The organism is Streptomyces sp. NPDC088554, assembly GCF_044752945.1.
Lineage (GTDB): Bacteria > Actinomycetota > Actinomycetes > Streptomycetales > Streptomycetaceae > Streptomyces.
Genome location: NZ_JBIVMF010000022.1, coordinates 76,926 through 98,936, shown reverse-complemented (window position 1 = coordinate 98,936; position 22,011 = coordinate 76,926). Strand labels below are relative to the sequence as shown.

Annotated in this window: 23 protein-coding genes and 1 tRNA gene; 6 read left to right on the top strand and 18 right to left on the bottom strand. The window is 70.3% G+C overall.

Annotated elements, in window-relative coordinates; translation table 11 throughout:
• Nucleotides 1-29 precede the first annotated feature (29 nt).
• From ACIP8W_RS24395 to ACIP8W_RS24370, 6 genes are all read right to left on the bottom strand, one after another.
• Nucleotides 30-1,910 (bottom strand): right-handed parallel beta-helix repeat-containing protein, encoded by a 1,881-nt coding sequence (locus tag ACIP8W_RS24395; protein ID WP_401956419.1) that lies wholly within the window; start codon nucleotides 1,908-1,910, stop codon nucleotides 30-32.
• A gap of 410 nt (nucleotides 1,911-2,320) precedes the next feature.
• Entirely contained in the window at nucleotides 2,321-2,764 is a 444-nt protein-coding gene (locus ACIP8W_RS24390; protein WP_401956417.1) for a GNAT family N-acetyltransferase, read from the bottom strand.
• The gene (locus tag ACIP8W_RS24385) at nucleotides 2,730-3,491 is read right to left on the bottom strand and encodes a hypothetical protein (protein WP_401956414.1); all 762 of its coding nucleotides are present in this window, start codon (nucleotides 3,489-3,491) and stop codon (nucleotides 2,730-2,732) included. Before ACIP8W_RS24385 ends, ACIP8W_RS24390 begins: the two co-directional genes overlap by 35 nt.
• Before the next feature lie 346 nt (nucleotides 3,492-3,837).
• Nucleotides 3,838-4,011, bottom strand: coding sequence for a hypothetical protein (locus tag ACIP8W_RS24380; protein ID WP_401956411.1), 174 nt, complete (start codon nucleotides 4,009-4,011; stop codon nucleotides 3,838-3,840).
• A complete protein-coding gene (locus ACIP8W_RS24375; RefSeq protein ID WP_402204619.1) occupies nucleotides 4,011-4,358 on the bottom strand; it encodes a DUF6415 family natural product biosynthesis protein in 348 nt (115 codons plus the stop codon). The genes ACIP8W_RS24380 and ACIP8W_RS24375 overlap by 1 nt, the downstream gene beginning before the upstream one ends.
• Nucleotides 4,359-4,569: 211 nt before the next feature.
• Nucleotides 4,570-5,046 carry a hypothetical protein gene (locus ACIP8W_RS24370; RefSeq protein ID WP_402204617.1) on the bottom strand — a complete coding sequence of 159 codons (477 nt, stop codon included), beginning with the start codon at nucleotides 5,044-5,046 and terminating at the stop codon, nucleotides 4,570-4,572.
• Between the two features lie 160 nt (nucleotides 5,047-5,206).
• Here ACIP8W_RS24370 and ACIP8W_RS24365 point away from each other — a divergent pair, with 160 nt between their 5' ends.
• Together ACIP8W_RS24365 and ACIP8W_RS24360 are read left to right on the top strand one after the other, a co-directional pair.
• Nucleotides 5,207-6,661 carry a hypothetical protein gene (locus tag ACIP8W_RS24365; protein WP_401956404.1) on the top strand — a complete coding sequence of 485 codons (1,455 nt, stop codon included), beginning with the start codon at nucleotides 5,207-5,209 and terminating at the stop codon, nucleotides 6,659-6,661.
• Between the two features lie 11 nt (nucleotides 6,662-6,672).
• Nucleotides 6,673-7,158 (top strand): hypothetical protein, encoded by a 486-nt coding sequence (locus ACIP8W_RS24360; protein WP_401956402.1) that lies wholly within the window; start codon nucleotides 6,673-6,675, stop codon nucleotides 7,156-7,158.
• 116 nt (nucleotides 7,159-7,274) lie between these two features.
• Here the strand turns inward: ACIP8W_RS24360 and ACIP8W_RS24355 are convergent, their stop codons facing one another.
• The 3 genes from ACIP8W_RS24355 to ACIP8W_RS24345 form a co-directional block, all read right to left on the bottom strand.
• The gene (locus ACIP8W_RS24355; RefSeq protein ID WP_401956401.1) at nucleotides 7,275-7,415 is read right to left on the bottom strand and encodes a hypothetical protein; all 141 of its coding nucleotides are present in this window, start codon (nucleotides 7,413-7,415) and stop codon (nucleotides 7,275-7,277) included.
• Nucleotides 7,415-7,987, bottom strand: a complete 573-nt coding sequence (locus ACIP8W_RS24350) for a hypothetical protein (RefSeq protein ID WP_401956399.1) — start codon at nucleotides 7,985-7,987, stop codon at nucleotides 7,415-7,417. The genes ACIP8W_RS24355 and ACIP8W_RS24350 overlap by 1 nt, the downstream gene beginning before the upstream one ends.
• Nucleotides 7,988-8,318: 331 nt before the next feature.
• Nucleotides 8,319-8,393: transfer RNA gene (locus ACIP8W_RS24345), tRNA-Val, on the bottom strand.
• Nucleotides 8,394-8,868: 475 nt separating this feature from the next.
• On the opposite strand from ACIP8W_RS24345, the gene ACIP8W_RS24340 reads away from it, so the two are divergent.
• The 3 genes from ACIP8W_RS24340 to ACIP8W_RS24330 all read left to right on the top strand — a co-directional run bounded on the left by ACIP8W_RS24340 (nucleotide 8,869) and on the right by ACIP8W_RS24330 (nucleotide 11,373).
• Entirely contained in the window at nucleotides 8,869-10,239 is a 1,371-nt protein-coding gene (locus tag ACIP8W_RS24340; protein ID WP_401956397.1) for a hypothetical protein, read from the top strand.
• A 371-nt stretch (nucleotides 10,240-10,610) separates the two neighbouring features.
• Nucleotides 10,611-11,141 carry a DUF4383 domain-containing protein gene (locus ACIP8W_RS24335; RefSeq protein ID WP_401956459.1) on the top strand — a complete coding sequence of 177 codons (531 nt, stop codon included), beginning with the start codon at nucleotides 10,611-10,613 and terminating at the stop codon, nucleotides 11,139-11,141.
• Between the two features lie 10 nt (nucleotides 11,142-11,151).
• Entirely contained in the window at nucleotides 11,152-11,373 is a 222-nt protein-coding gene (locus ACIP8W_RS24330; protein ID WP_401956396.1) for a zinc ribbon domain-containing protein, read from the top strand.
• 27 nt (nucleotides 11,374-11,400) lie between these two features.
• Here ACIP8W_RS24330 and ACIP8W_RS24325 read toward each other — a convergent pair whose 3' ends face one another.
• From ACIP8W_RS24325 to ACIP8W_RS24315, 3 genes are read right to left on the bottom strand one after another with little or no spacing between them, the layout of a single operon-like run.
• Nucleotides 11,401-12,225, bottom strand: coding sequence for an HAD family hydrolase (locus ACIP8W_RS24325; RefSeq protein ID WP_401956395.1), 825 nt, complete (start codon nucleotides 12,223-12,225; stop codon nucleotides 11,401-11,403).
• Nucleotides 12,222-14,762 carry a phosphoribosyltransferase gene (locus tag ACIP8W_RS24320; RefSeq protein WP_402204614.1) on the bottom strand — a complete coding sequence of 847 codons (2,541 nt, stop codon included), beginning with the start codon at nucleotides 14,760-14,762 and terminating at the stop codon, nucleotides 12,222-12,224. Before ACIP8W_RS24320 ends, ACIP8W_RS24325 begins: the two co-directional genes overlap by 4 nt.
• Nucleotides 14,759-15,922, bottom strand: a complete 1,164-nt coding sequence (locus ACIP8W_RS24315; RefSeq protein WP_401956391.1) for an HpcH/HpaI aldolase/citrate lyase family protein — start codon at nucleotides 15,920-15,922, stop codon at nucleotides 14,759-14,761. Before ACIP8W_RS24315 ends, ACIP8W_RS24320 begins: the two co-directional genes overlap by 4 nt.
• Before the next feature lie 216 nt (nucleotides 15,923-16,138).
• Here ACIP8W_RS24315 and ACIP8W_RS24310 point away from each other — a divergent pair, with 216 nt between their 5' ends.
• On the top strand, nucleotides 16,139-16,993 hold the full coding sequence (locus ACIP8W_RS24310; protein WP_402204612.1) for a TerD family protein: 855 nt from the start codon (nucleotides 16,139-16,141) through the stop codon (nucleotides 16,991-16,993).
• 108 nt (nucleotides 16,994-17,101) lie between these two features.
• Here ACIP8W_RS24310 and ACIP8W_RS24305 read toward each other — a convergent pair whose 3' ends face one another.
• The 6 genes from ACIP8W_RS24305 to ACIP8W_RS24280 all read right to left on the bottom strand — a co-directional run bounded on the left by ACIP8W_RS24305 (nucleotide 17,102) and on the right by ACIP8W_RS24280 (nucleotide 21,754).
• Complete coding sequence (locus ACIP8W_RS24305) at nucleotides 17,102-17,842, bottom strand: Tellurium resistance (protein ID WP_401956389.1); 741 nt, start codon at nucleotides 17,840-17,842, stop codon at nucleotides 17,102-17,104.
• Between the two features lie 161 nt (nucleotides 17,843-18,003).
• Nucleotides 18,004-19,137 carry a DUF475 domain-containing protein gene (locus tag ACIP8W_RS24300; RefSeq protein ID WP_401956387.1) on the bottom strand — a complete coding sequence of 378 codons (1,134 nt, stop codon included), beginning with the start codon at nucleotides 19,135-19,137 and terminating at the stop codon, nucleotides 18,004-18,006.
• Nucleotides 19,138-19,186: 49 nt separating this feature from the next.
• On the bottom strand, nucleotides 19,187-19,762 hold the full coding sequence (locus tag ACIP8W_RS24295) for a TerD family protein (protein ID WP_401956385.1): 576 nt from the start codon (nucleotides 19,760-19,762) through the stop codon (nucleotides 19,187-19,189).
• Between the two features lie 212 nt (nucleotides 19,763-19,974).
• Entirely contained in the window at nucleotides 19,975-20,550 is a 576-nt protein-coding gene (locus ACIP8W_RS24290) for a TerD family protein (protein WP_401956383.1), read from the bottom strand.
• A 148-nt stretch (nucleotides 20,551-20,698) separates the two neighbouring features.
• Nucleotides 20,699-21,166, bottom strand: a complete 468-nt coding sequence (locus tag ACIP8W_RS24285) for a peroxiredoxin (protein WP_401956382.1) — start codon at nucleotides 21,164-21,166, stop codon at nucleotides 20,699-20,701.
• A 165-nt stretch (nucleotides 21,167-21,331) separates the two neighbouring features.
• Entirely contained in the window at nucleotides 21,332-21,754 is a 423-nt protein-coding gene (locus ACIP8W_RS24280) for a DUF3052 domain-containing protein (RefSeq protein WP_401956381.1), read from the bottom strand.
• Nucleotides 21,755-22,011 lie beyond the last annotated feature (257 nt).

Sequence of the window (22,011 nt, the reverse complement as noted above, 5' to 3'; positions counted from 1 at the left end):
TATGCGCGGTTCGGTCGGTGACGGCGAGGTCAGACGCGGTTGTGTCCGGGGCTCGTGGTGCCTCCCGCCCAGTCCAGGACCGGGGCGCTGCCTGTGGCGGCGACGATCGCGGTCCCGGGCTGCCAGTTGTTGCCGGACAGGTCGTTGCCGGCCACGACGCAGCCCGTCGCCGTGTCCGCCAGCGTGACGCCGTTCGCGGTGGTGCCGGTCGCCCTGCGGACCTTGTTGGTGGTGACGGTGCAGCGCACGGCGTTGGTCGACAGGCGGATGCCGGCGCTCGCCGCCGCGGCGACATGGTTGCCACTGACCAGCGCGTCGCCCGCGTCGCCGAGGAAGATTCCGTGGTTGGTGGCGGTGGTGTCCACGGCGTTGCCGGTGACCGTGGCGCCGCTGTGGTTCGAGACACTGATCCCGTTCGAACCTGCGGCTTTCACCGTGTTCCCGCTGATCACGGCGCCGGATCCGAACCGGGTGAGGATCCCGCTGCCGCCGCTGGTCTCGCTGACGTTGCCGGTGATGCTCGGCGCGGCGCAGTAGTCGCACCGGATGCCGACACCGCCCGCCGCCCTGATCACATTGTCGGCGATCTTCACGCCGGACGCCTGGGCTCCGGAGTACGCCAACACCGAGATGCCCGCGTCGACGGCCGGGGAGTCGATGACGTTGTCGTGGACGCTCAGCCCGTGCGGGGTGAGCCCGAACCCGGCCGTAGCGGGGTTGGGGTGGGTCAGCTTGATGCCCGCGCGGCCCGTGCCGCTGATGACGTTGTCGGCCACGACGACGCGCCGCCAGCAGTACCCGTGGACGCCCTCCGCGAACGTACCGTCGACGCGGTTGCCGAGGATCTGGATGTTGTCGAAGTACACACCGTCGACGGCCGCGTGGGAGCCTACCGCCCGGCCGAAGGGGCCGAGGCGCTCGCTCGGCCCGAAGTAGCAGCCGGAGACCAGGATGTTGCGGGCCGGGGTGTTGTCGTACTCCCCGATGCTGCTGGAGCCGGGCTTGGCCAGGTCGATCTGGATCGCCTCGGACGTGGCCCGGCTGCCGTTGCCGCTGTTGTCGCGGAAGCCGAGGAAGCGGCAGTTGACCGCCTGGCCGCCGTCGACGGAGTTGAACTCCAGGGCGTGCGCGGACGAGGTGTTCGTGAACGTCGCGTCCTTGACGGTGATGTCGCTCCCGTGGATCCAGTTCATGATGTCGGTGGTCGCCGTGACGGTGCCCTGGGATCCGTCGTAGGCGTTGCCGTCCCAGGTGCCGCCGATGACCTTGATGTGGGAACGGCCCCGGTAGCCGCTGAACGTCTCGTCGGCCAGGAAGTTGCGGAGCAGGCCGGCGCCCCGGCCGATGGCCCGTACCGTCGCGCCGTGCGCCATCACGGTGGTGTTGTCGTACACCACCAGGAACGTCCCGCATCCGTACACCCGGCCGCCGGGGATGACGACCGTCCCGCCGCCCGCGTCCCGCGCCAGGTCCAACTGCGCCTGGATCACGGCCCGATCGTCGGCGACCCCGTCGCCGACCGCGTTCCGCACGACGAAGACACGGGCCTCGGCCAGGTCGAGTACGTCCGGGGCCCGGTCGGTCGCACCGTCCGTACGCGCGGCGGGCACCTCGGCCGCCACCTCCCGCCCCTCGGCGTACCGGCGCGTCAACTCCCCTCCCTCGGAAGGGTATTCGTACGTGATCGCCGCAGCCTCGCACCGGAAGGCGCGGATCCGGCCGGGGACCGGCGACGACACGGGGTCGGTACGGAGTTCCCCGACCGGGGTCACCCCGTCCATCTCGTACAGGGCGGTGATCGTCTCGCCCGTCGCGGCGACACGTACCCGCAGGGGCCAGTCGGGAAGGGCCTGTCCGTCGCCGGTTGTCAGGACGTCGGACCGCGTCCCGCCGAAGGTGTGGAGAGCCATGTGCTGGTGAACCCCTCTTCCGGTCGGTCGAGTCTGTACGAACCGAGATGTCCGCCCGGGACGCGCCGGTTCCGCCGGGAAGTCCCGAAGGGTGACTGGACGAGCAACCGTACGATTCCCCCGGTCCGGCACCCGGCCGGGACGGGTACGCGAAACCAACACGAGCACGCGAAACCAACGCGCGTACGCGAACAAACGCGGGCGCGCAGCATCTCGCCGGGCCCACCCCCTGTCGAGGCCCCGCGCGAGCCTCTCGTACGGCGGGAACCGCTCACGCACCGCTCACGCAAATGTCCCGGACCGAGCCCTCCTCGCCGCACTTCCGTGGGTGGCCGGTCCCCCTGGCCTGCCCGGATGGCTGAGCACCGACAGGGAGTGCAGGGGCATTTCGTCCTGTCCGGCCCGCGCGCTCATTGCTCAAGGCGGTAGAAAACCTTCCCTCCACGCGGCTGCGCTCCGAGCCCCTCGTAGAACGCGAGAGCCAGCGGGTTGTCCGCATCTGCTGTCCACTCGATACGCGAACACCCAGCCGCGGTAGCACCCGCCTTCAACTCAGCCATGAGTGCACGCGCAGCACCACGACGCCGGGCCGGTTCCCGAACGTACAGTTCTTTCAGATAGAGGGAAGTTTCCGCTCCGGCCGCTGGCCAGAGGTACGTGTAGCTCGCCATCCCGAGGACCACGTTCCCGTCTCGGGCGAGGAGGACCGTCGCGGCCGGGCGCGCGCCGAAGAGCGCGGCACGAATCGCCTCGATCTCGCCCGGGGTGTTATCGCCGCCGTAGTACGCCTCGATCTCGCCGAGTATCTCGGAGATGATCTCAACGTCTGCCTCGGTCGCCGGGCTGATCTGCACTGCTGTCCCCTCCGCTAGCGGGTAACGCCAGCACCTCGCGCAGCACCCGCACCTCTCGTGTCTCGGGCACCTTAGCGGCGACGTCCCGTGCGCGGTAGATGATGAGAGCGGACCTGTGGTCCGGCGCGAGGTCCACGACCGTCTCCGTGGCGTATGCCGCCGCCGCTGCCGGATCGCCGTCCAGGGCAAGGCACATCGCCTGGTCGAGCCGGATCAGAGTCCGGTCGGTTCGGTCTGACTCCGGGTAGAGGGCCAGCGCACGGTCGTGCTCTTCCCGGGCACGATCCGTCTGAACCAGATGCGTCCACGTGTTACCCGCGTGGAACCGCAGCTGCGATTCCGAGTAGCCGAACGCGCTGCCGACCTGTTCCTCAACAGGCAGACGGCGCAAAGCAGTCTCAGCTGCCGTGAGCGCCAGCCCCGCTTCCTCACCGCGCGCGAGCAGCGCCAGGGCGCGCGCCTCCAGAGGTGCCGCGAGCGCTGGCCCGACACACGGGAGGCCCCCGGCCAGGTGCTGGGCGCGCACCGCCAGTTCGACCGCCCCGTGTATGTCTCCGCTGTAGTAGAGCTGGTACGCCTCTTGCGCATACATCCACGACATCGTTGCGCGGTCTTCGGCTGCCGCTGCGGCCTGACGGCCGGTGCGCCACCACGCACGGGAGCGATCATCACCGATCTTGAGCAGGGTGAGCGCCATCAGGCCGGACATTCGCGCCACGGCGATCATCAATCGCTGGCGGGCCCGCGTAGATTGGCGGCTCCGGTTCGAAACCGTCCGCGCCCACCGAGGTAAGTAGCAGGTGGGAGCCTGTTTTCAGACCCCCGGTCATGATGGACCGGGGGGTCTTTCCGTGGCCGAGGTCCACATGGAATCCACATCCCCACCTGAACGAAGTGCAGTTCACTCGGTGGAGGGGGTGAATCAGCGGCGTCGCGTCCGTAGGTGAGTGCCCTGAGACACAACGCTGGGCGCCCGGTTCCCGTACGCCACAGGTGATGACGGCAGTGGCGTACGGGGGTTGATCGCCCCCACCGGCGCCGAGGAGGACAGGTGTCGGCCGGGGCTGCTCGGGCTACCGGCGCCAGGCCGGCGGGCGCCGCAGGGGCTGAGTGGTGACGTCCACCTGGCACTGCTCCGGGTTCTTGTGGCGGTGTACGTCCGGGGTGACGCCCGTACCGGTTTCGACGGTGTCGGTGGTGTACGGCTGGCCGGGCAGGATCTGGTGGTCGCAGTGGGCGCAGAGCATCAGTGGTCCTTCCGTTCGTGGTCGGGGCCGTACCGTTCCAGCAGCCATGCGCAGTCGCGGCGGAGGGCGTCGACATGGACGTGCGCGGTGAACGGGCGTGGCTCTATGTCGGTGGCGGCGCGTTCGCGTACCCCGTCCAGGTGCCACCGGAGCGCTGACCACTGCCTGCTGCCCTGCCACATGCCGGCGGCGGCAGCCTCGGCGGCCGGGAGCAGCGTCTCGATATGGGCGCGCAGTCGGTCGGTGACTTCCGCCAGTTCGCCCATCGACGGCCGTTGGCCGGCGAGTGCCGTGGCCTCGTCGATGGCGGCCTGGATCACGGCTGTGGTGTCGGTGGGGGCGTTCACCGGACTTCACCCGTGAGCGGGGCCAGGTGGCGGTGTTCCCTGCACGGCGCGCAGGCGTACAGCTTGGCTGCCGGGCCTTCGGGGGCGGAGGGTCGGGTGATGGTCCGTACGGGGAGGGCGGTATCGGCCGGCCCGCGATGCCAGTGGCACCAGCCGGACGGGGTGGGGCCGGGCGTGGGGTGCTGGGTGCCGTTGGTGGGGCGGACCGGGATCACAGGAGGATCCCTTCGAGGCGGGCGGCGCCGATGCGCAGTACCTCGGCGACGTCGCCCGGCGCGCAGAGTTTGCCGGCCCGGACGACGGGGACCGACCAGTGGAGGAGCTCCCGTGCGGTGATCTCGATCGGGGGTACGCCGACCCAGGCGCCCCGGCCCCGGACGGTCGCGTGCGGGGACATCCAGGTTTCCGTGGTCTGCGGTGGTACGAGCGCGTAGTACCAGTGGCCGTAGTGGCAGATGACCGGGCCGTCGAGGGTCTCGGCCAGGGTGGTGGAGACGGCCGTCTCGGTGGTGCTGCGGACGGCTGCGTGGATGACGGTCGGGTGGATTTTCACCGCGTCGAAGATGATCCCGGTGCTGAGGACGGCCGGGCGGCCGGCCTGCCAGTCCTGCTGGGCCTCGGCGGGATCGTCGGCGGCTGAGATCAGCCATTGCGGGATGGCCGTCTCGGGTTTCACTCTGGCAGGCATCCTGTGCCCCTCTCTTAAGCCGACTGGGTCATATACGTAGCGTCGGCGCGATTCACGACCGGCGGCATGACCAGCGGGGGTTACCGAGGCGGTAATACACTCGTTGGCGCTCCAGTAAGGCGCCTGCGCGTGCATAGGATCACTCCGGAAGTCGGCCCATATGGATGCCACCACCCCCGGCCCGCTCGTCCCCGCAGTCCTCGACAGGGACGATGTTCGGCGAGCACTTGCTGAGCACGACTTCGCGGCGGTCTTCGCCTTGATCAAAAAGTGGGGTGGCCTGTCTCAGAACCGAATCGGGGCGGCCTGTCAGCTCACCCCAGGCAAGGTCTCCACGATCATCAGCGGCAACCAGCGCGTCACCAGCTTCGAAGTGATGTGCCGGATCGCCGACGGACTCCATATCCCCGGGCACCTCCTCGGCCTCGCGGCACGCCCCTGGGAGAACCAGCAGCAGATACAGCAGCACCTGCCAGCGCTACCGGGCGACCGGCCAGACGCCGACGAGATTCCGTGGCGGCCCGACGCCACGGTAGACCTGGCCACATATCTGACCAGGAGCGATCTCGTGATGGACCGACGCACAGCCACGCGCGCGCTGGCCGGAGTCGTAGTGACCGGCGCCGCCCTGCTCGACCCTCTGGAAGGGTGGCTCCAGCCCGCCGCCGCACCGCCCGCGCCAGTCGGCCGGGGCCGACTCGGGATGCGGGAGACAGACGAACTGGAGACCACGGCGAAGGCGTTCCGGCAGTGGGACCACCAGTACGGTGGCGGGCTTCGGAGGAAGGCGGTGCTCGGGCAGCTCAGCGAGATCGCTGGTGCCCTCGATGAGCATCAGGCGCCGGCGGTCGAAACCCGCCTCTACAGGATCATGGCGCAGCTCGCCGGCACCGCGGCCACGATGGCCTGGGACTCCGGCCTTCACCGGCGCGCGCAGGAGTACTACCGGCTGGCTCTCCGGTCGGCGCACGCGGGCGACGACCCGGTGTTCGGCGCGAACGTCCTCGCCGGAATGGCCCGACAGATGCTCTACCGGGACCGGCCCGACGACGCGCTCCAGCTGATTCAGCTTGCGCAGGAAGGCGCCCGGGACGTGATTGGGCACCGGGTCCGGGCCATGCTGCACACCCGCGAGGCATGGGCGTACGCAGCCCAGGGCCGTATCGCCGGATTCCAGCGTGCGACCGCGCGGGCAGCCGAGTTGCTCGCCGACGCAGGCCCAGGCGAGGAAGAGCCCTACTGGATCGCGTACTTCGACGACGCCGAGCTGGCCGGTGTCACCGGAGGCCGACTCCTCGACCTGGCGCGGCAGGATCCGCGACAGCACGCAGATCGGGCCGCCGCCGAGATCCGCAGCGCGCTCTCCTCACGAGGGTCCGAGGCAGGGCGCTCGCACGCACTCGACCGGATCGGCCTCGCCGAATGCCACTACCTCGTCGGCGATGTCGCGGGCGGCGCGGAGGAGACACACAGGGCCGTGGCTGCGGCACGCCTCACCCAGTCCGGCCGGGTCCGCGGACAGCTGGGCCAGCTCTACCCGTACACCGTGGGGCACAGCGCGTCGCGTACGGTCCGAGAAGCGCGAGATAGTATCCGCGATCTGCTGTCGAGCTGAAGGGTGGACACATGACGACTCTGGCCGTGACGGGACACATGGACCTGACCGAGGAGAGCGTGCCGCTCGTACGGGCCGCACTGCGCGAGGCCCTGGCGCCGTACCAGGAGGATCTGACCGGGGTGTCGTGCATCGCAGCCGGGGCCGACTCTCTGTTCGCGGAGGAAGTGACCGCCCTCGGCGGGCGCCTGGTCGTGGTGATCCCGTCTCAGGACTACCGGGCAGCAAAGGTCAAGCCGAATCACGCGCCGACCTTCGACCGCCTGGTGGACGCTGCTGTCGAGGTGCTGACGATGCCGCACGAGTCCGCGAACCGGGAGGCGTATGAATCCGCGAACGCCGTCCTCCTAGAGCGCGCGGACCGCATGGTCGCGGTCTGGAACGGTGCCCCTCCCACGGGGAAGGGGGGCGGCACGGCAGACGTCGTCGCCGAGGCGCACTTGGCTGGCATCCCTGTTGACGTGGTGTGGCCGGACGGAGCCGCACGGCGGGCCTGAGCTACGTCCGCGCCCTGCCCTCTGATGTGCCACCTAGCAATCGAACTCACCGAGGAGCAAACGGACATGACGAAGCGCCCCCTGTCCTCCCGGAGGAGAGCAGGGGGCGCGGCGGTTCAGGGTGGTGGTGTCGGCGGGGATCCGTTGAGGGTGGCGTCCACGCGGTCGACCGCGTCCCTCAGCGACGCGCCCGAGTTGGGATGCAGCTCGTGTTCCACCGCCGTGAGCCGCTCCTCGATCCCGTCCAGGCGAGGCATCACCCCCTTGCGCTCGGGGACTCCGGGTCGCTCGTCGCGAAGTTGTCGAAGCGGAGTTGCGGCGACGCATTTGTCATCGCCGCGAACGCCGACGCGGTGACGCCGATCCCGCCGGCCGCGATCGGGGACGCGGTGACGGTCCCCGTCAGGTGCCAGCTGTCGGGCTCCATGGCCCCCACGGGCCAGACGCGCATCTGCACCTGGTGGCCCGTCAGCCGGACCCGCACCTCGTACTCGGCACCCGCCGTGTACGTGTACGGGAGCGAGACGGCCGACCCGATCTGTGTGACGTCCCTGGTCACGGACACCGACAGCGCGCCGGAGACGCCGAAGTGGAGTCGGGCGCGGTAGAAGATGCTGGCGTCCACGTATCGGAGCAGCACCGAGGGGAGCATTGCCGCGCCGGTGCCGGTGGTGACCGCCGAGACGGACATCCGTACGCGGACCTCCGCGTCCCCGATCGCGGTGGGCACGAGCCGCTGGAAGCGGACGAGGGCGACGTCCGAGGCCAGTGTGATGATGCCCCGGCCGCCGGAGACGGACCGGTCCGCAGCTGTGCCGCCGCCGGGCAAGTTGGGAACCGATTGCTGAGGGCTTCACGATGCGCGGGGCGAGGCACACGCATGACACGTGGATGAAGGATGACCGAGTCGACCGGGCGCTGAGGTTCTTGACGATGGGCTGGGTGCCGAAGGATATTGAGGGGACCTACGAGCATGTGACGCCGGAGATGCGGAAGCACCGGCTGGACGCTTTGGAGGCCCGGTGGGAGCGGGGGCGGCGGGTGGCCCGCAGATCCGGAAGCTGATCTCCTAAAAAGAGTTGATCTCCCAAAAATCCCCTAAATCCGAGCAGCGGAGCCCCGAACCGATCTTGGTTCGGGGCTCCGCTGCTGGTCAGACATGGTGGGCGCGGACGGTTTCGAACCGCCGACATCTGCTTTGTAAGAGCAGCGCTCTACCCCTGAGCTACGCACCCGTGGATGAAGGAACAGGGTACATGGCTCAGGGGGGCTTCCTGCAAACCGCCCGCCGGACCGCTCCGGGGATAGCCCCACCGTGGAGTGGGTGGGTCGCCGGATCGATCCCGGGGGCTTCCCTTCGTACGGTGGGAGGACAGCCAGGTGTCCGTACAGAGGGGGACGATCACCGTGTCCAGAAGCCGTCACCGCGTCCGCGCGCTCATCGCCGCGGGTGGGGCCGTGATCGTGGCGCTCGCCGTGAGTGGGCCGCCCCGCTCCGGACCCTCGTACGCGGTGACGACGGCCAGTGACAACGGGGGATCCAGGTGGACGTACCGACCGACCGGGACAGCGCCCATATCGTGAAGGCCCGCACCGACAACGGGAAGATCACCGTGCGAAGCGCGAACTAACCGGCCCGTGTGTTCGTCATTACTGGTGGGAGAATGAACAGCAGCCAGGCGATGGCGGGACTCGGCACGGGAGAGGGATGTGACGGCGACACACGCGCACGCGCAGCCGCACGCAGGAGCGAGAGCGCGTGCCGTCGGTGATGTCCTCGCGTTGTTGCTGCTCCCGGTGCCGCTGCTGCTGGCCGCGGTGCCCGCGGCCTTCGCGGGCGGGGGCACCCGGCGCTGGTTCGGTGGCCGGGGCGAGAGCCAGCGGGCCGACGCCCAGGCCGCGAAGGACGCTGCCGCGTCCGCCTTCTACGAGCTGGACACCGCCCAGCGCGGTCTGCGGATCTCCATCGAGACGATCACCGCGGTCGACAGCTCGCCCGGCGCCCGCAAGGCTCTCGCGGACTTCGCGGCGCTGGGACAGCGGATCGACGAGGTGAGCCACGGCTATATCGAGGCCGTGGACGCCCACGATCTGGACCGCGACGACCTGGAGCCCTCCGCCGCCGCCAAGGCGCGCACCGAGCTGACCAGGGCCAAGGAGGAGCTGGACCGGGTCAAGGGCGACCTCGACCGGTTCGAGCGGGGCCTCGGGCCGCTGCTGGACAAGGCCGAGACCCAGCTCGCGCGGCTCGCCCCCGCCGTGGAGCGGGCGCGCCGGGCGCTGCTGGCGGCGAGCAACGCCCTCGACGAGGTACGCGGCGCCGGGCTGCGCGCCGACGATCTCGCCGCGCGCCTCGCCGCGCTCGCCCCCGAGCTGACCAAGCTCAACCAGGGCGCGGGCCGGCACGGCGTACCGGAGACGCTCCAGCGAGCGGACCGGGTGCTGCACGACGCCGAGGCCGTACGGGCCGAGGCGGCGCGGCTGCCCGAGCGGGCCGGGGAGATCGACCGGCGGCTGGTGTCGCTGCGTACCCGCGCGCAGGCCCTGACGACCCGGGCCGGATCCGTGGAACCGGTCCTCAGCGAGTTGCGCCGGCGCTTCACCGCCGCCTGCTGGCAGGACCTCCAGCACGTCCCCGAGCAGGCCGCGGCCAGTGTGCGCCAGGCCGAGGAGAAGATCGAGGAGGCGGGCCGGGCGCGCGCGGAGCAGCGCTGGGCCGACGCGACCTCCCGGCTCAGTACGGCGCGCGCGCTGCTGAGCGGTACGGACGAGGCGGTGTCCGCCGCCGGTGACCGGCTGCGCCGGCTCAACGCGGTGGCGAAGGACCCGCAGCAGGAGATCGAGCGCACCCGCTTCGCGATCCGGGACGCCCAGCGCCTCGCCATGGCCGGCCGGCACACCCCCGAGCCCCGCCACGCCCGCCCGCTGGACGCCTCCGTGACCAGGCTGGACCGGGCGGTGGGCGCGCTGGAGGGCCGCCATCCCGACTACTGGCACTTCCTGACCGAGACGGAGGCGGTACGCCGGACCGTCGCCCAGGTCGTCTCCGACATCCGCGAGGAGCGCGGCGCCGGGGCCTGAGAGCGGACCGGGCCCGAGCGGCACCGGCACCGCGCCGGCCGTCCGGTCCAGGAACCGCAGGCCGTACCCGGGCCGCACCCGTACCCGTACCGCCCCCGCTCCCGGAAACCCCGGCCCCGGTTGTCCCCCCGGCCCGTCGGGCGGATGCTGGATGCACATGTACATCCAGTCGCTCGCACACCTCCCAGAGGAGGCCGCTCGTGACTCCTCCCCTTCGTCACCGAAGAGGCTTCCCGCCCGACGCCGGAACCGACCCCGCCGGGACCGATCCGCGCGCAGGCTCCCAGGACGCGTTCGTCCGCCCACCGGATCTGCGCCACGGCCGGTCCCCCGGTGATCTACGGCCCCACCGCGGTACGTCCCGGCGCGGCCTGAACCGCCGCCGGGTCCAGCTCGACTCGCACCTTCCGCTGGACCACCGGCTCAACCAGGTCTACCGCGTCGGCGCCGGGCTGATGGGGCTGTTCCTGCTCGTCTTCGGCGTCCTCGGCCTGATCGACAGGATCGGCTTCTTCGACACCGGCGGCGACCGGGTCGCGGGGCTCAACACCAACGGCGCCCTGAGTGTGCTGTCCATCTGCGTCGGGCTGCTGCTGCTCATCGGGATGGTGATCGGCGGCAACACCGCCTCGACCCTGAACATGGTCCTCGGCATCCTGTTCATCGCGAGCGGATTCGTCAATCTCGCGTTGCTGGACACCGGTTCCAACTTCCTCGCGTTCCGCATCCAGAACGTGCTGTTCAGCTTTGTGGTCGGGGTGCTGCTGATGTTCTTCGGGATGTACGGGAGGGTCAGCGGGCGATTGCCGCACGACAATCCGTACTGGCGCGCCCGCCACCCCGAGGAGGCGGAGCGCGAGCAACGCGCCCGGGCCCGGCGGCACACCACGTACGTCGGCTAGCCTGAGCGGCATGCCTCGCTACGAGTACCGCTGCCGCTCCTGTGGTGACACCTTCGAGTTGAGCCGGCCGATGGCGGAGTCCGCCGCTCCCGCGTCGTGCCCCGAGGGACACGACGACACCGTGAAGCTCCTCTCCACCGTCGCGGTCGGCGGCTCCGCCAAGGGCGGCGCCCCGGCCCCGGCCGCCGGTGGGGGCGGCGGGGGCTGCTGCGGAGGCGGCTGCTGCGGCTGACCGGGGCCGGTCGGCCGACGGGGCCGGTCAGCCCCACAACCCCACGGCCGCACCGCACCGCCGCAGGATCTCCTCCCCCGCCACGACGCCCGTCTCCGCCAGCGCCTCGGTGTGCGGTGCGCTCCAGCCGCTGTCGGCCAGTTCGCCGTGGCCGGGCCGCCAGGCGCGGTCGGCGGCCAGCAGCAGGTCGGCGTCGAGCAGGGAGTCACCGGCGGCGAGCGTCAGCTCCGCGCCGGTCCTGCGGGCCACCTCGCGCATCGCCGCGCTCTTGGTGAGCGGTCCCGGTACGGCGTAGATCTTGCGGCCCTGGAGCGAGACGGTCCAGCCCCGGCCCGCCGTCCATCCGGCGAGGTCCGCCACCCAGCCCTCGGGCAGCAGCGCGCGGTCGACCACGAGATAGGCGAAGAGGTCCTCGGCGGTCCGCTCCTTGAGCAGCCACGCGGGATCGGCCTCGGCCAGCAGATGCGCCCTGACCTCGGCGAGCGGGGCACACTCCGCGGCCAGCCGGGCGGTCACCCCGGCGTGCCAGTCGGGGTCGGACACCCCGTCGACCAGCAGATGCCCGCCGTTGGCGCAGATCGCGAACTCCGGTACGGGGCAGGGCAGTCCGATCCGCCCGTACTGCTCGCGGGTGCGGGTCGTCGTCGGCACGAAGACGGTGGCGCGGGCCAGTTCGTCGAGCAGTCCGGCGGCCGTCCTGGTCAGATACGACAGCGGCCGGCCCTCGTACACCTCCACGCACAGCAGGGGGGGCGCGTCGGCGTCGGCCATGGCGAGCTGGAGCGCGTTGGCCGAGTAGATCAGGGTGCGGTCGAGGTCGCTGGCGACCAGCACGGTCCCGGGGGCGGTCATGACGCGGTCACCGCCCTGCCGTCCGCGCCCGTCGCGCCCCGGGTGTAGCGCGGGTGGATCAGCCCGACGCAGGTGTACGGCAGGCCGTCGACCTCCTCCACCGGTACGCCGCGCTGCTCGGCCAGCAGCCGGACATGGTCCAGGTCGGCGCCGGCGCCGCGGCCGGCGAGGATCTTCCAGGGCACCCGGCGCAGCAGGACGCGGGTGGTCTCCCCGACGCCGGGCTTGACCAGGTTCACATCATGGATTCCGTACTCCTCGCTGATCCGGGTCACCGCCGCCCAGCCCTCCCAGGTGGGGGCGCGGTCGGCGGCGAGCAGCCCCTTGACGTCGGCGGCGACGGCGTCGGTGACCTCGTCGAAGCGGGCGGCGACGGTGTCGAGGAAGTGTTCCGAGACATCGGCCCCGGCGAGTTCGCGGTAGTACTTCGCGCCGTGGAAGTCGTCGGGGCCGACCAGGTCGGCGCGGAGGACCGTACGCGAGATCAGCCCGGACACGGTCGAGTTGAGGCAGGCGGAGGGGATCAGGAAGTCCTCCCGGGTGCCGTACGTCCGGACGCAGCCGCCGGGGTCGGCGAGGACCGCGATCTCGGGGTTGAAGCCGTCGAACTCCGCGAGTGCCTGGGCCAGTTCGCGGGTGATGGCACCCTTGCCGGTCCAGCCGTCGACGAACACCACGTCGGCGGGGTCGTGGCGGTCGGCGAGCCAGCGCAGCGCGTTGGCGTCGATGCCCCGGCCGCGCACGATGGAGACGGCGTAGTGCGGCAGGTCGAGGCCGTGCCGCCGCTGGGCCCAGCGGCGCATCAGTACGCCGACGGGGGTGCCCGCGCGGGCCAGCGAGACCAGGACGGGGCGGGGCGAGCGCTCGGCGAGGACGGTCTCGGTGACGGTCCCGACCGCACGGGCGATCCGGGCCGCCGAGGTCTCCAGCGCGGACCGGAAGAGCTGCTGGTAGCGCTCGCTGGGCTGGTACTCGACGGGAAGCGATTCGGCGTAGTGCGCGCCACCTCCCTGTATCGCCTCCTCGCGCTCCTCGGTGGGGGCCTCCAGCTCCACGTCCGACAGGTCCTGGAGGAGCCAGCCCACGTCGTCGGGCGCGTACGAGGAGAAGGCGGGGCCGCGCAGGGGCTCGGGCAGCATGGCGGGGTCCTGCCGTTCGGAAGAGGTCAGCGGGGGGACGTACGAGGGGACCACGGCCAGCACCACCCGGGGTATGTGTGCGGCGAGCCGCTCCAACAGGCCGCCGGGGGCGTGCAGTTCGGGCGTGTCGCCGAGGGAGTCGACGACCACGGCCACGGCGTCGAAGCCGCCGCCCGCCACGTTGTACGCGTACCGGTCGCCGGTGTCGTCGTCCTCGGCGAGCGACGCGGTGTCGTGCGCGGGGAAGACGAGGCGGCTGCGGATCGCGTACCCCGGGTCGTCCACGGCGAGTACGGGCGACCGGGTCGTGGTCGAGTAGCGCACCTCGGCGGACACAGCCCGCTCCAGCGCCTCGGCCAGCCGCAGCGGGGCGTACATCAGCTCCTCGAAGCCGAGGACGAGTACGCGCCGGGCGTCGCCCACCCCGGCGGCCACGGCACTCGCCATGGCGGGCAGCGCGGCCTCCAGCCGGGCGCGGTGGGCGGGGGTGAAGCCGTGCCGGCCGCCGTCCGGGACCCCGGCGGGCCAGTCGAGCGCGACCCGGGTGACCGGCGGCGCCCCCGGGCTTCCCGAAGCGCCCCGGGTGACCGGCGGCGCCCCCCGGCTTCCGGAATCGGCCGCGGCGCCCTCCTCGTGCGCCGCCACCAGCGCCCGGCCCCTGGCCAGGACGTCGTCCGGCAGCCGGACCGTTCCGGTGGCCAGGGGGACCAGGTCGACGCGTGCCCCGATCTCCTGGGCGAACTCCGCGAGCCGCCCCTGATCGGCCGCCGAGCGCATGTCGACCAGCGCGACGATGACGTACCAGGAGCGCGGGTAGCGGTCGTGGAGGGCGCGGATGGTGTTGAGGACGGTGTTGCCGGTGGAGAACTCGTCGTCGACGAGGACCAGCGGGCCGCCCTCCGCGAGCAGCGCGGGGTTCTCCGGCAGCAGCAGGTGCGAGGTCGCGTGCGAGTGGGACTCCTCGAAGCCGCCGGCGCGGGCGACCCCCGGCACCGGCCGTCGGGTGGAGTGGAGGTACGGGGCGTGGCGCACCCCGTCCGCGACCGAGTGGCCGAGACCGGTCGCCGTCTCCGCGTACCCGAGCACGACCGCGCGGTCGGCGTCGGCGCCGAGGAGCCGGCGTACGCGCTCGCCCAGCTCCACGCCCGTCGCGTGGACGACGGCGGGGCTGCTGGGCACATGTTTGCCCAGCACATTGGAGACGAGGAGATGGGCGCGCTTGGGGTTGCGGCGCAGGGCCATCCCCAGCAGCTCGCGCAGCCCCTCGCCACCCGTCAGTTCGACGCCGAGCCGCTCGGCGACCCAGCTGCCCGACCACTGCGTACTGGTGATCTCGTCCCTCGATTCCCTCGGAAGGTCCCGGGTGTACGGCGTGCCCGCACACTCCTGGGCGTTCATATGGACAGGCCCGCGTCCAGCAGCTCCACGAAGCCGACCTCCTCGCGCGCGACCCCGAACACCTCGGCCCGGCGCAGGGTGCGCTCGGCCCAGGCGCGGTGGGGCTTCACCTCGTTCATCTTGTTCGTGTACGCCGAGCGCAGCACACCGCCGCCGTCCCGCTCCGGCCGCAGGATGTCCTGGGCGTCGCTGAACTCCTCGTGGCTGACGACCGACAGCGCGTGGACGGGCGGCACGTGGGAGGGGTGGATGCAGGTCTTGCCCTGGAGGCCGTTGGCGCGGTCGAGTTCGATCTCGCGCAGCAGCCCGTCGAGGTCGTGCTCGATCAGGGCGGTGCGCAGCCCCTCGGCCCGGCCTTCGAGGAACGGGCTGCGCCGGAGCTGTGGCTTGAACATGCGCTCGTGGAGACGGAAGTACTCCCAGACCGGGCCGGTGATCGTGAAGCCCGAGCCGTCCGCGCGCCCCAGCACATTGACCACGTCGGCGATGACGGCGGCCACGATACGTACGTCGTACGCCGTCATGTCGGGCGACCTGCGCAGGCCGTACGCCGAGCAGAAGTCGGTCACGCCGAGGCGCAGCGCGAGCACCCGGTCGCGGTACTTGTCGACGGTGTTGGCGATGCCGGTGAGCGTCTCGGTCCTGGTCTCCAGGTGCAGCAGCTCGGGCGATTCGAGCACCGGCATCCCGTACAGCGTACGACCGTGGTCGCTCTCCGCGGCGGCGAGCGCCTCCAGGAAGGGCCTGCCACGCTCCTCGGTGAATTTGGGAAGTACGAATCCGGACAGGAGTCTGCCGGTGTCGCCGAGCCGGCGCACCAGGTCGGGTATCTGCTCCGGTTCGCGGACACGGATGAACAGCAGGGGGGTCTCGACGCCCCGCCGGTCGAGCTCCGCGAACTGCTGGACGAGGTTGGCCTCGCCGCTCTCGACCTCGGAGTCGTGGATGGAATCCTCCAGGCAGAGCACCATGGAGACGACTCCGCGCCCGGTCTGCTTGAGGATGTCGTCGGCGAGCCTCGGCCGGGTGGCGGGGCTGTAGAGCGTGGCTCCGAGAGCGGTCGCGAGCAGCCCGGCGGGGGAGTCGGCGGTGAAGTCGCACGGCTCCTGGTGGAACAGTCCCGCTCGGGCAGCGGGCGGGAGATGCCCGAAATGACGCATGATGATCCCCGTACTGCCAGTAGGGCCTGTCGGTCAGGTGGCCGGTAATAGTACGTATGGGCGGGTGTCAAGAGTTCCCCCGCCACATGAAATCCTGGTAACTCATCCGCATCATGCCCGGGTCCTCCAGAAGTACTGGACGGCTTGGACAGCCTGGATGTTCTCGGCGTAACGGACCAGGTCCCGTGTTGTCCGCGCGGGCGTCAGGAAGGCAGGATGACGGATATGACGCACGCGATGCTCAAGGGCTCGAACGTCCCCCTAGACGCCATGGCCGTACGAGCCGTGCTGCACTGGTCCCCCGGCGCCGGGGTCCCGGATGTGGACGCGTCCGCCCTGCTGCTGGGGGCCGACGGCCGGGTGCGTTCCGACGAGGACTTCGTCTTCTACAACCAGCCCCGGCACCCGTCCGGGCTGGTGCGGCGGCTGCCGAAGAAGCAGGCGGGCGAGGGACTGACCGACACGGTCGAGGCGGATCTCGCCGCGCTCGACCCCTCGGTCGAGCAGGTGGTGCTCGCGGCCTCCTCCGACGGCGCGAGCTTCGATCACGTGACCGACCTGCGGATCTCGCTGTACGACGCCACCTCGGCCGACGGCGAGCCGCTGGCCGTGTTCGAGGTCAGGCCGGAGACCGGCGAGGAGACCGCGATCATCTGCGGCGAGCTGTACCGGCGCGGGGACGGCTGGAAGTTCCGCGCGGTGGGCCAGGGCTACCCGACCGGGCTGGTCGGGCTTGCCACCGCGTTCGGCATCTCGGTGGACGATACGGAGGAGCGGGACACGGACACGGACGACGCGGCCATGGACCCCGCCGAGGCCGCCCCCGACGCCTCCGCGATCACCAAACCGGCGGCCCGGCTGCCCCTGCCCCCGCTCCCGGCGATGCCCCCCGCACCGCCCGCGTACGGCTACCCGCAGCCGGACCTGCCCACCGCCCCGCCGCCCTACGGCTACCCGCAGCCCGTGTCGGCGCCCCGGCCCGCGTACGGCTATCCGCAGCCGGCGGCAGCGGCGCCCGCGCCCGACCCGGACTTCCGGCTGCCCCCGATGGGCCCCCAGTTCCGCCCGTAGGCACGCGGGAAGCGCTTCCTCCGCCGGCGCTCCGCCCGCCGGTGGCGGACCGCCGGCGCGGTGGGTTCCGGTTCCGTACGAGAACGCCGGAGCCCGCGAGGACCCCGCTCAGGTCTTCGTCTTGAAGCCGCGCCCCCACTGGAGGCCCCATCCGTACAGCCGGTCCAGCTCCGCCTGGAAGCCGTAGACGTACTTCACCTCGCGCCGGACGATCAGCTCGCCCTTGACGTTGTCCACGGAGAACACCGCGCAGGAGCGCGCCTGGGGCGCCTGCTCGTCCAGGTCGATCTCCACCCGTGGGCCGTTGCTCGGATAGAGCGTCACATGGGCGTGCGTACGGTCGAACGCCGGCGTCTGGTCGTAGATGTAGACGAAGAAGAGCAGCCGTTTGATCTCTTCGTGGTGGTCGAGATTGACGTAGAGGGTCTCCCCCGAGGCCGCGCCGAACCGGTCATCGCCGCTGAGTTTGACGTACGGCGGCCCGTTGAGGTCCCCGAGGAAGTTGCCCAGCGGCTGGACGACGCCCTTGCTGCCGTCCGCCATTTCGTACAGACAGCCGAGGTCGAGGTCCACATTGACCAGGGCCTGCGTATGCCCCTGCACCACTTCGGGTTTGAAGATCTTGAGCGGATTCCCGAGGATCCGGCCGCCCTGCCTCGACCGTCCCTCGATGTCCGATGTCCGCATCTGCCAGGAGAGATTGACCCGCAGATTGCCGGTGGCCGCGCCCTGCTTGGAGAGCGAGACCGTCGGACGGCGCTTGGTCAGCTCAATGGAGTTGGACGCCGCATTGCCCGAATCGAATTGCGATGCCTTTGATCCCGGCCACAGATTGTCCCAGAAGGCCATGCCCACCCCACCTCTGTCGTCAACTCGCCTTGCCCGTACACAACGACGGGGCGGCCGACAGGCTTCCGCCTCTCGGCCGCCCCGTGGAGAGCGTTCCCTGATCGCCCTTCGGATCACACCCCGTGGGCCCGGCTCACGGGAGGGCTCACCGGAGCATCTCCTCAGGCGTGGAGCGCCGTCTTGTCCCCGCCCGAGTCCCCGCCTTCCGCCTCCAGCGCCTTGTTACGGCGCACGGAGGACCAGAAGGCGGCCGCGATGAGAAGGACGCCGACCAGACCGGTGATGAACTCGTTGATGGAGTGCTCGATGGTGATCAGCAGGATCGCGGCCAGCGCACCGATCGCGTAGTGCGCTCCGTGCTCCAGGTAGACGTAGTCGTCCAGGGTGCCCTCGCGGACCAGGTAAACGGTGAGCGAGCGGACGTACATCGCGCCGATGCCGAGGCCCAGCGCCATCCAGAAGATGTGGTTCGTGATGGCGAAGGCGCCGATCACGCCGTCGAACGAGAAGGAAGCGTCCAGGACTTCCAGGTACAGGAAGAGGAAGAACGCGGCCTTGCCGGCCAGTCCGACCGCCGAGACCGGCTTGCCCTTGGAAGCGGCCGCCTCCTCTTCCTCCTGCTCGCGCTCCTCCTCCTCTTCGAGCTTGTCCTCGAAGTAACCGGAGAGACCGCCCACGATCAGATAGGTGATCAGACCCGCGACACCCGCGAGCAGTACGGTGGCGGACTTGTCCTGATAGCCCTCGCTGGTGTGCGCGTTGGTGGCGAAGGTCATCGCCGCGACCAGCAGGATGATCAGCGCGATACAGACCGACAGCATGTCGACCTTGCCGAGCTTGGCCAGCGGACGCTCCAGCCAGGACAGCCACTTGATGTCCCGGTCCTCGAAGATGAAGTCGAGGAAGATCATCATCAGGAACATCCCGCCGAACGCGGCGATCGCCGGGTGCGCGTCCGTGACCAGCGCCTTGTACTGGTCGGGGTGGTCGAGCGCCAACTGGACGGCGTCGATCGGCCCGACCTTGGCGCTGATCGCGACGATGACGACGGGAAAGACGAGCCGCATGCCGAAGACGGCGACGAGGATACCGATGGTGAGGAAGATCTTCTGCCAGAAGGCATTCATCTTCTTCAGGATTCCGGCGTTGACCACCGCGTTGTCGAACGACAGGGAGATCTCAAGGATCGACAGGATCAGTACGATCCCGAACGCCTCCCACCCCCACTGCCACGCCGCGAAGGCGAGGCCGAGCGCCGTGACGGCGAACGACCAGCCGAAGGTTTTCAGGATCACTTGCTACCCCAAGTGGTAATGAACGGGTTTCCCCCGCGCGGAGATTGCTTTACGAAACGTTGACCCCGAAGTCTAGGGCGATCCCCCGCAGTCCCGACGCGTACCCCTGTCCTACGGCCCTGAACTTCCATTCGCCGCCGTAGCGGTAGAGCTCGCCGAAGATCATCGCCGTTTCCGTGGAGGCGTCCTCGCTGAGGTCGTAGCGCGCGAGTTCCTGCCCGTCGGCCTGGTTGACCACCCGGATGAAAGCATTGGCGACCTGCCCGAATGTCTGACCCCGATTATCCGCGTCATGGATCGAGACCGGGAAAATGATCTTGTCGCAGTGGGCGGGGACCCGGGAGAGATCGACGATCAGCGATTCATCGTCCCCGTCGCCCTCACCGGTGAGATTGTCGCCCGTGTGCTCGACGGAACCGTCCGGGCTGGTCAGGTTGTTGTAGAAGATGAACCACTCGTCACCGAGCACCCGGCCGTTCTGGCAGAGCAGCGCGCTGGCGTCGAGGTCGAAGTCCGCTCCGGTGGTGGAGCGGGCGTCCCAGCCGAGCCCGACCAGCACCTGGGTGAGGTTCGGCGCGGCCTTGGAGAGGGAGACATTGCCCCCCTTGGCGAGTGTGACGCCCATGATGTGAGTCCTCCCCGAGGTGATGTGATGTCGTGCGTACGGTCGGGACGCGTCTGACGTCCTGCCCGTTCGAGCCCCGATCATGCCGCCCGTACCCGTACCGACGCACACGCGGCCCGTCCGACGCACACGCGGCCCTCCGGTGCGCGCGGGCCAGACACGGACGGCGCCGCACGGAGGGTGCGGCGCCGGGCACGGGTGCTGCGGAGGCGTCAGACGTTGACGCCGAAGTCCTGTGCGATTCCGCGCAGGCCGGAGGCGTACCCCTGGCCGATCGCGCGGAACTTCCACTCCGCTCCGTTGCGGTACAGCTCGCCGAAGACCATCGCGGTCTCGGTGGAGGCGTCCTCGCTCAGGTCGTACCGTGCCAGTTCGTTGTTGTCGGCCTGGTTGATCACGCGGATGTAGGCGTTGCGCACCTGGCCGAAGGACTGCTGACGGCTCTCCGCCTCGTAGATCGAGACGGGGAACACGATCTTGGCGACATCGGCGGGGACGGAGGCCAGATTGACCTTGATCGCCTCGTCGTCGCCCTCGCCCTCACCCGTGAGGTTGTCACCGGTGTGCTCGACGGAGCCGTCGGGGCTCTTCAGGTTGTTGAAGAAGACGAAGTTGCCGTCGCTGGCGACCTTGCCCTCGGCGTTCGTCAGCAGGGCGCTGGCGTCGAGGTCGAAGTCGCTGCCGGTGGTCGTGCGGGCGTCCCAGCCCAGACCGACGGTGACCGCGGTCAGGTTGGGCGCGGCCTTGGTCAGCGAGACGTTTCCGCCCTTGCTGAGGCTGACTCCCACGAGTCCTCCCTATGGTTTCCCGGGGCCGGCAACCGAGCCGGACGCCCTGTGGTGCGTTGGCATCGGATCAACGTCTGGATCCTAGTGACCCGTTCCCCGATACGACACGATTTCGACGGTCCTGGTGGAATCGGATCCACCAGGACCCTCAGAGGGCCGCCAGGGCCCTGACGTACTCGTTCAGGTCCCGGGCGTCCGGCAGCGCGTTCACGACGCTCCAACGGACCGTTCCGGCCCTGTCGATGACGAAGGTGCCGCGCACCGCGCAGCCCTTCTCCTCGTCGAAGACGCCGTACGCGCGCGACGCCTCGCCGTGCGGCCAGAAGTCCGACAGCAGGGGGAACTCCAGCCCCTCCTGCTCGGCGAAGACGCGCAGGGTGTGGATGGAGTCGTTCGAGACGGCGAGCAGCCGGGTCTCCGTCTCGTCGACGGAGGAGGCCCACTCGTCGCGCAGGGCGCGCAGTTCGCCCGTACAGACACCGGTGAAGGCGAAGGGGTAGAAGAGCAGGACCACGTTGGTCCCGTCGGGGCCGTGGTGGTCGGACAGCCGCACGGTCCGTCCGTGGTTGTCCTTCAGCGCGAAGTCCGGGGCGGGGCTGCCGGCCTCGATCGCCATCGGTGCACGTCCTTCCTGGCTCGCTCGCGCCCGGGGGCCGGGCGGTCGCCGTACACCCTACGCACAGGGCCCCCGCCGACGGAGATCGGCGGGGGCCCGCGACGCTGCGTGTTGGGCCGGGGCCCAGTGGCTGCTGTGACTGCGCGCTCGTGGCGGCGCTCGGAGTCAGCGCTTGGGTGTGATCAGTCGGCTGCCGACCCAGTCCTTGGCGATGCTGATGCTCTTGGTCTGGGACAGGCCCGCGGTCTGGGCGGCCTCGCTGATGTCGCTCGGTTCGACGTAGCCGTCACGGCCCGTCTTGGGCGTCAGCAGCCAGATCACGCCGCCGTCCTCCAACAAACCGATGGCGTCCACCAGCGCGTCCGTAAGGTCGCCGTCCTCGTCGCGGAACCAGAGTAGGACGCCGTCAGCGACGTCGTCGTACTCCTCGTCGGCAAGGTCCTGGCCGATGATGGCCTCGATGGACTCGCGGAGATCCTGGTCGACGTCTTCGTCGTAGCCGATCTCCTGGACCACCTGTCCGGGTTCGAACCCAAGCCTTGCGGCGAGGTTGGTCCGTTCCTCCGCGTGGTCCGCGGTCGCGCTCACGGATTGCCTCCTGATCATGTTTCGGATAAATGCTTCGGCCGCGCGCGTACGCGGGGCATTGGCCGTAGTCCACACGGACGGAGCGGATCGCGCAAGTACCCGGCCGCCGAGACCGCCGAAACGGTGACGATCCGGGCGCCTTTATCGCATCTCCCGCCACTCAGGCATCACCGGCTGTGATGTGGACCATACACTTCCTCCTTCTTTGCCATGTTATGCCGTTTCGGTACGCCGCCCCGGCCCGAACGACCGGACGG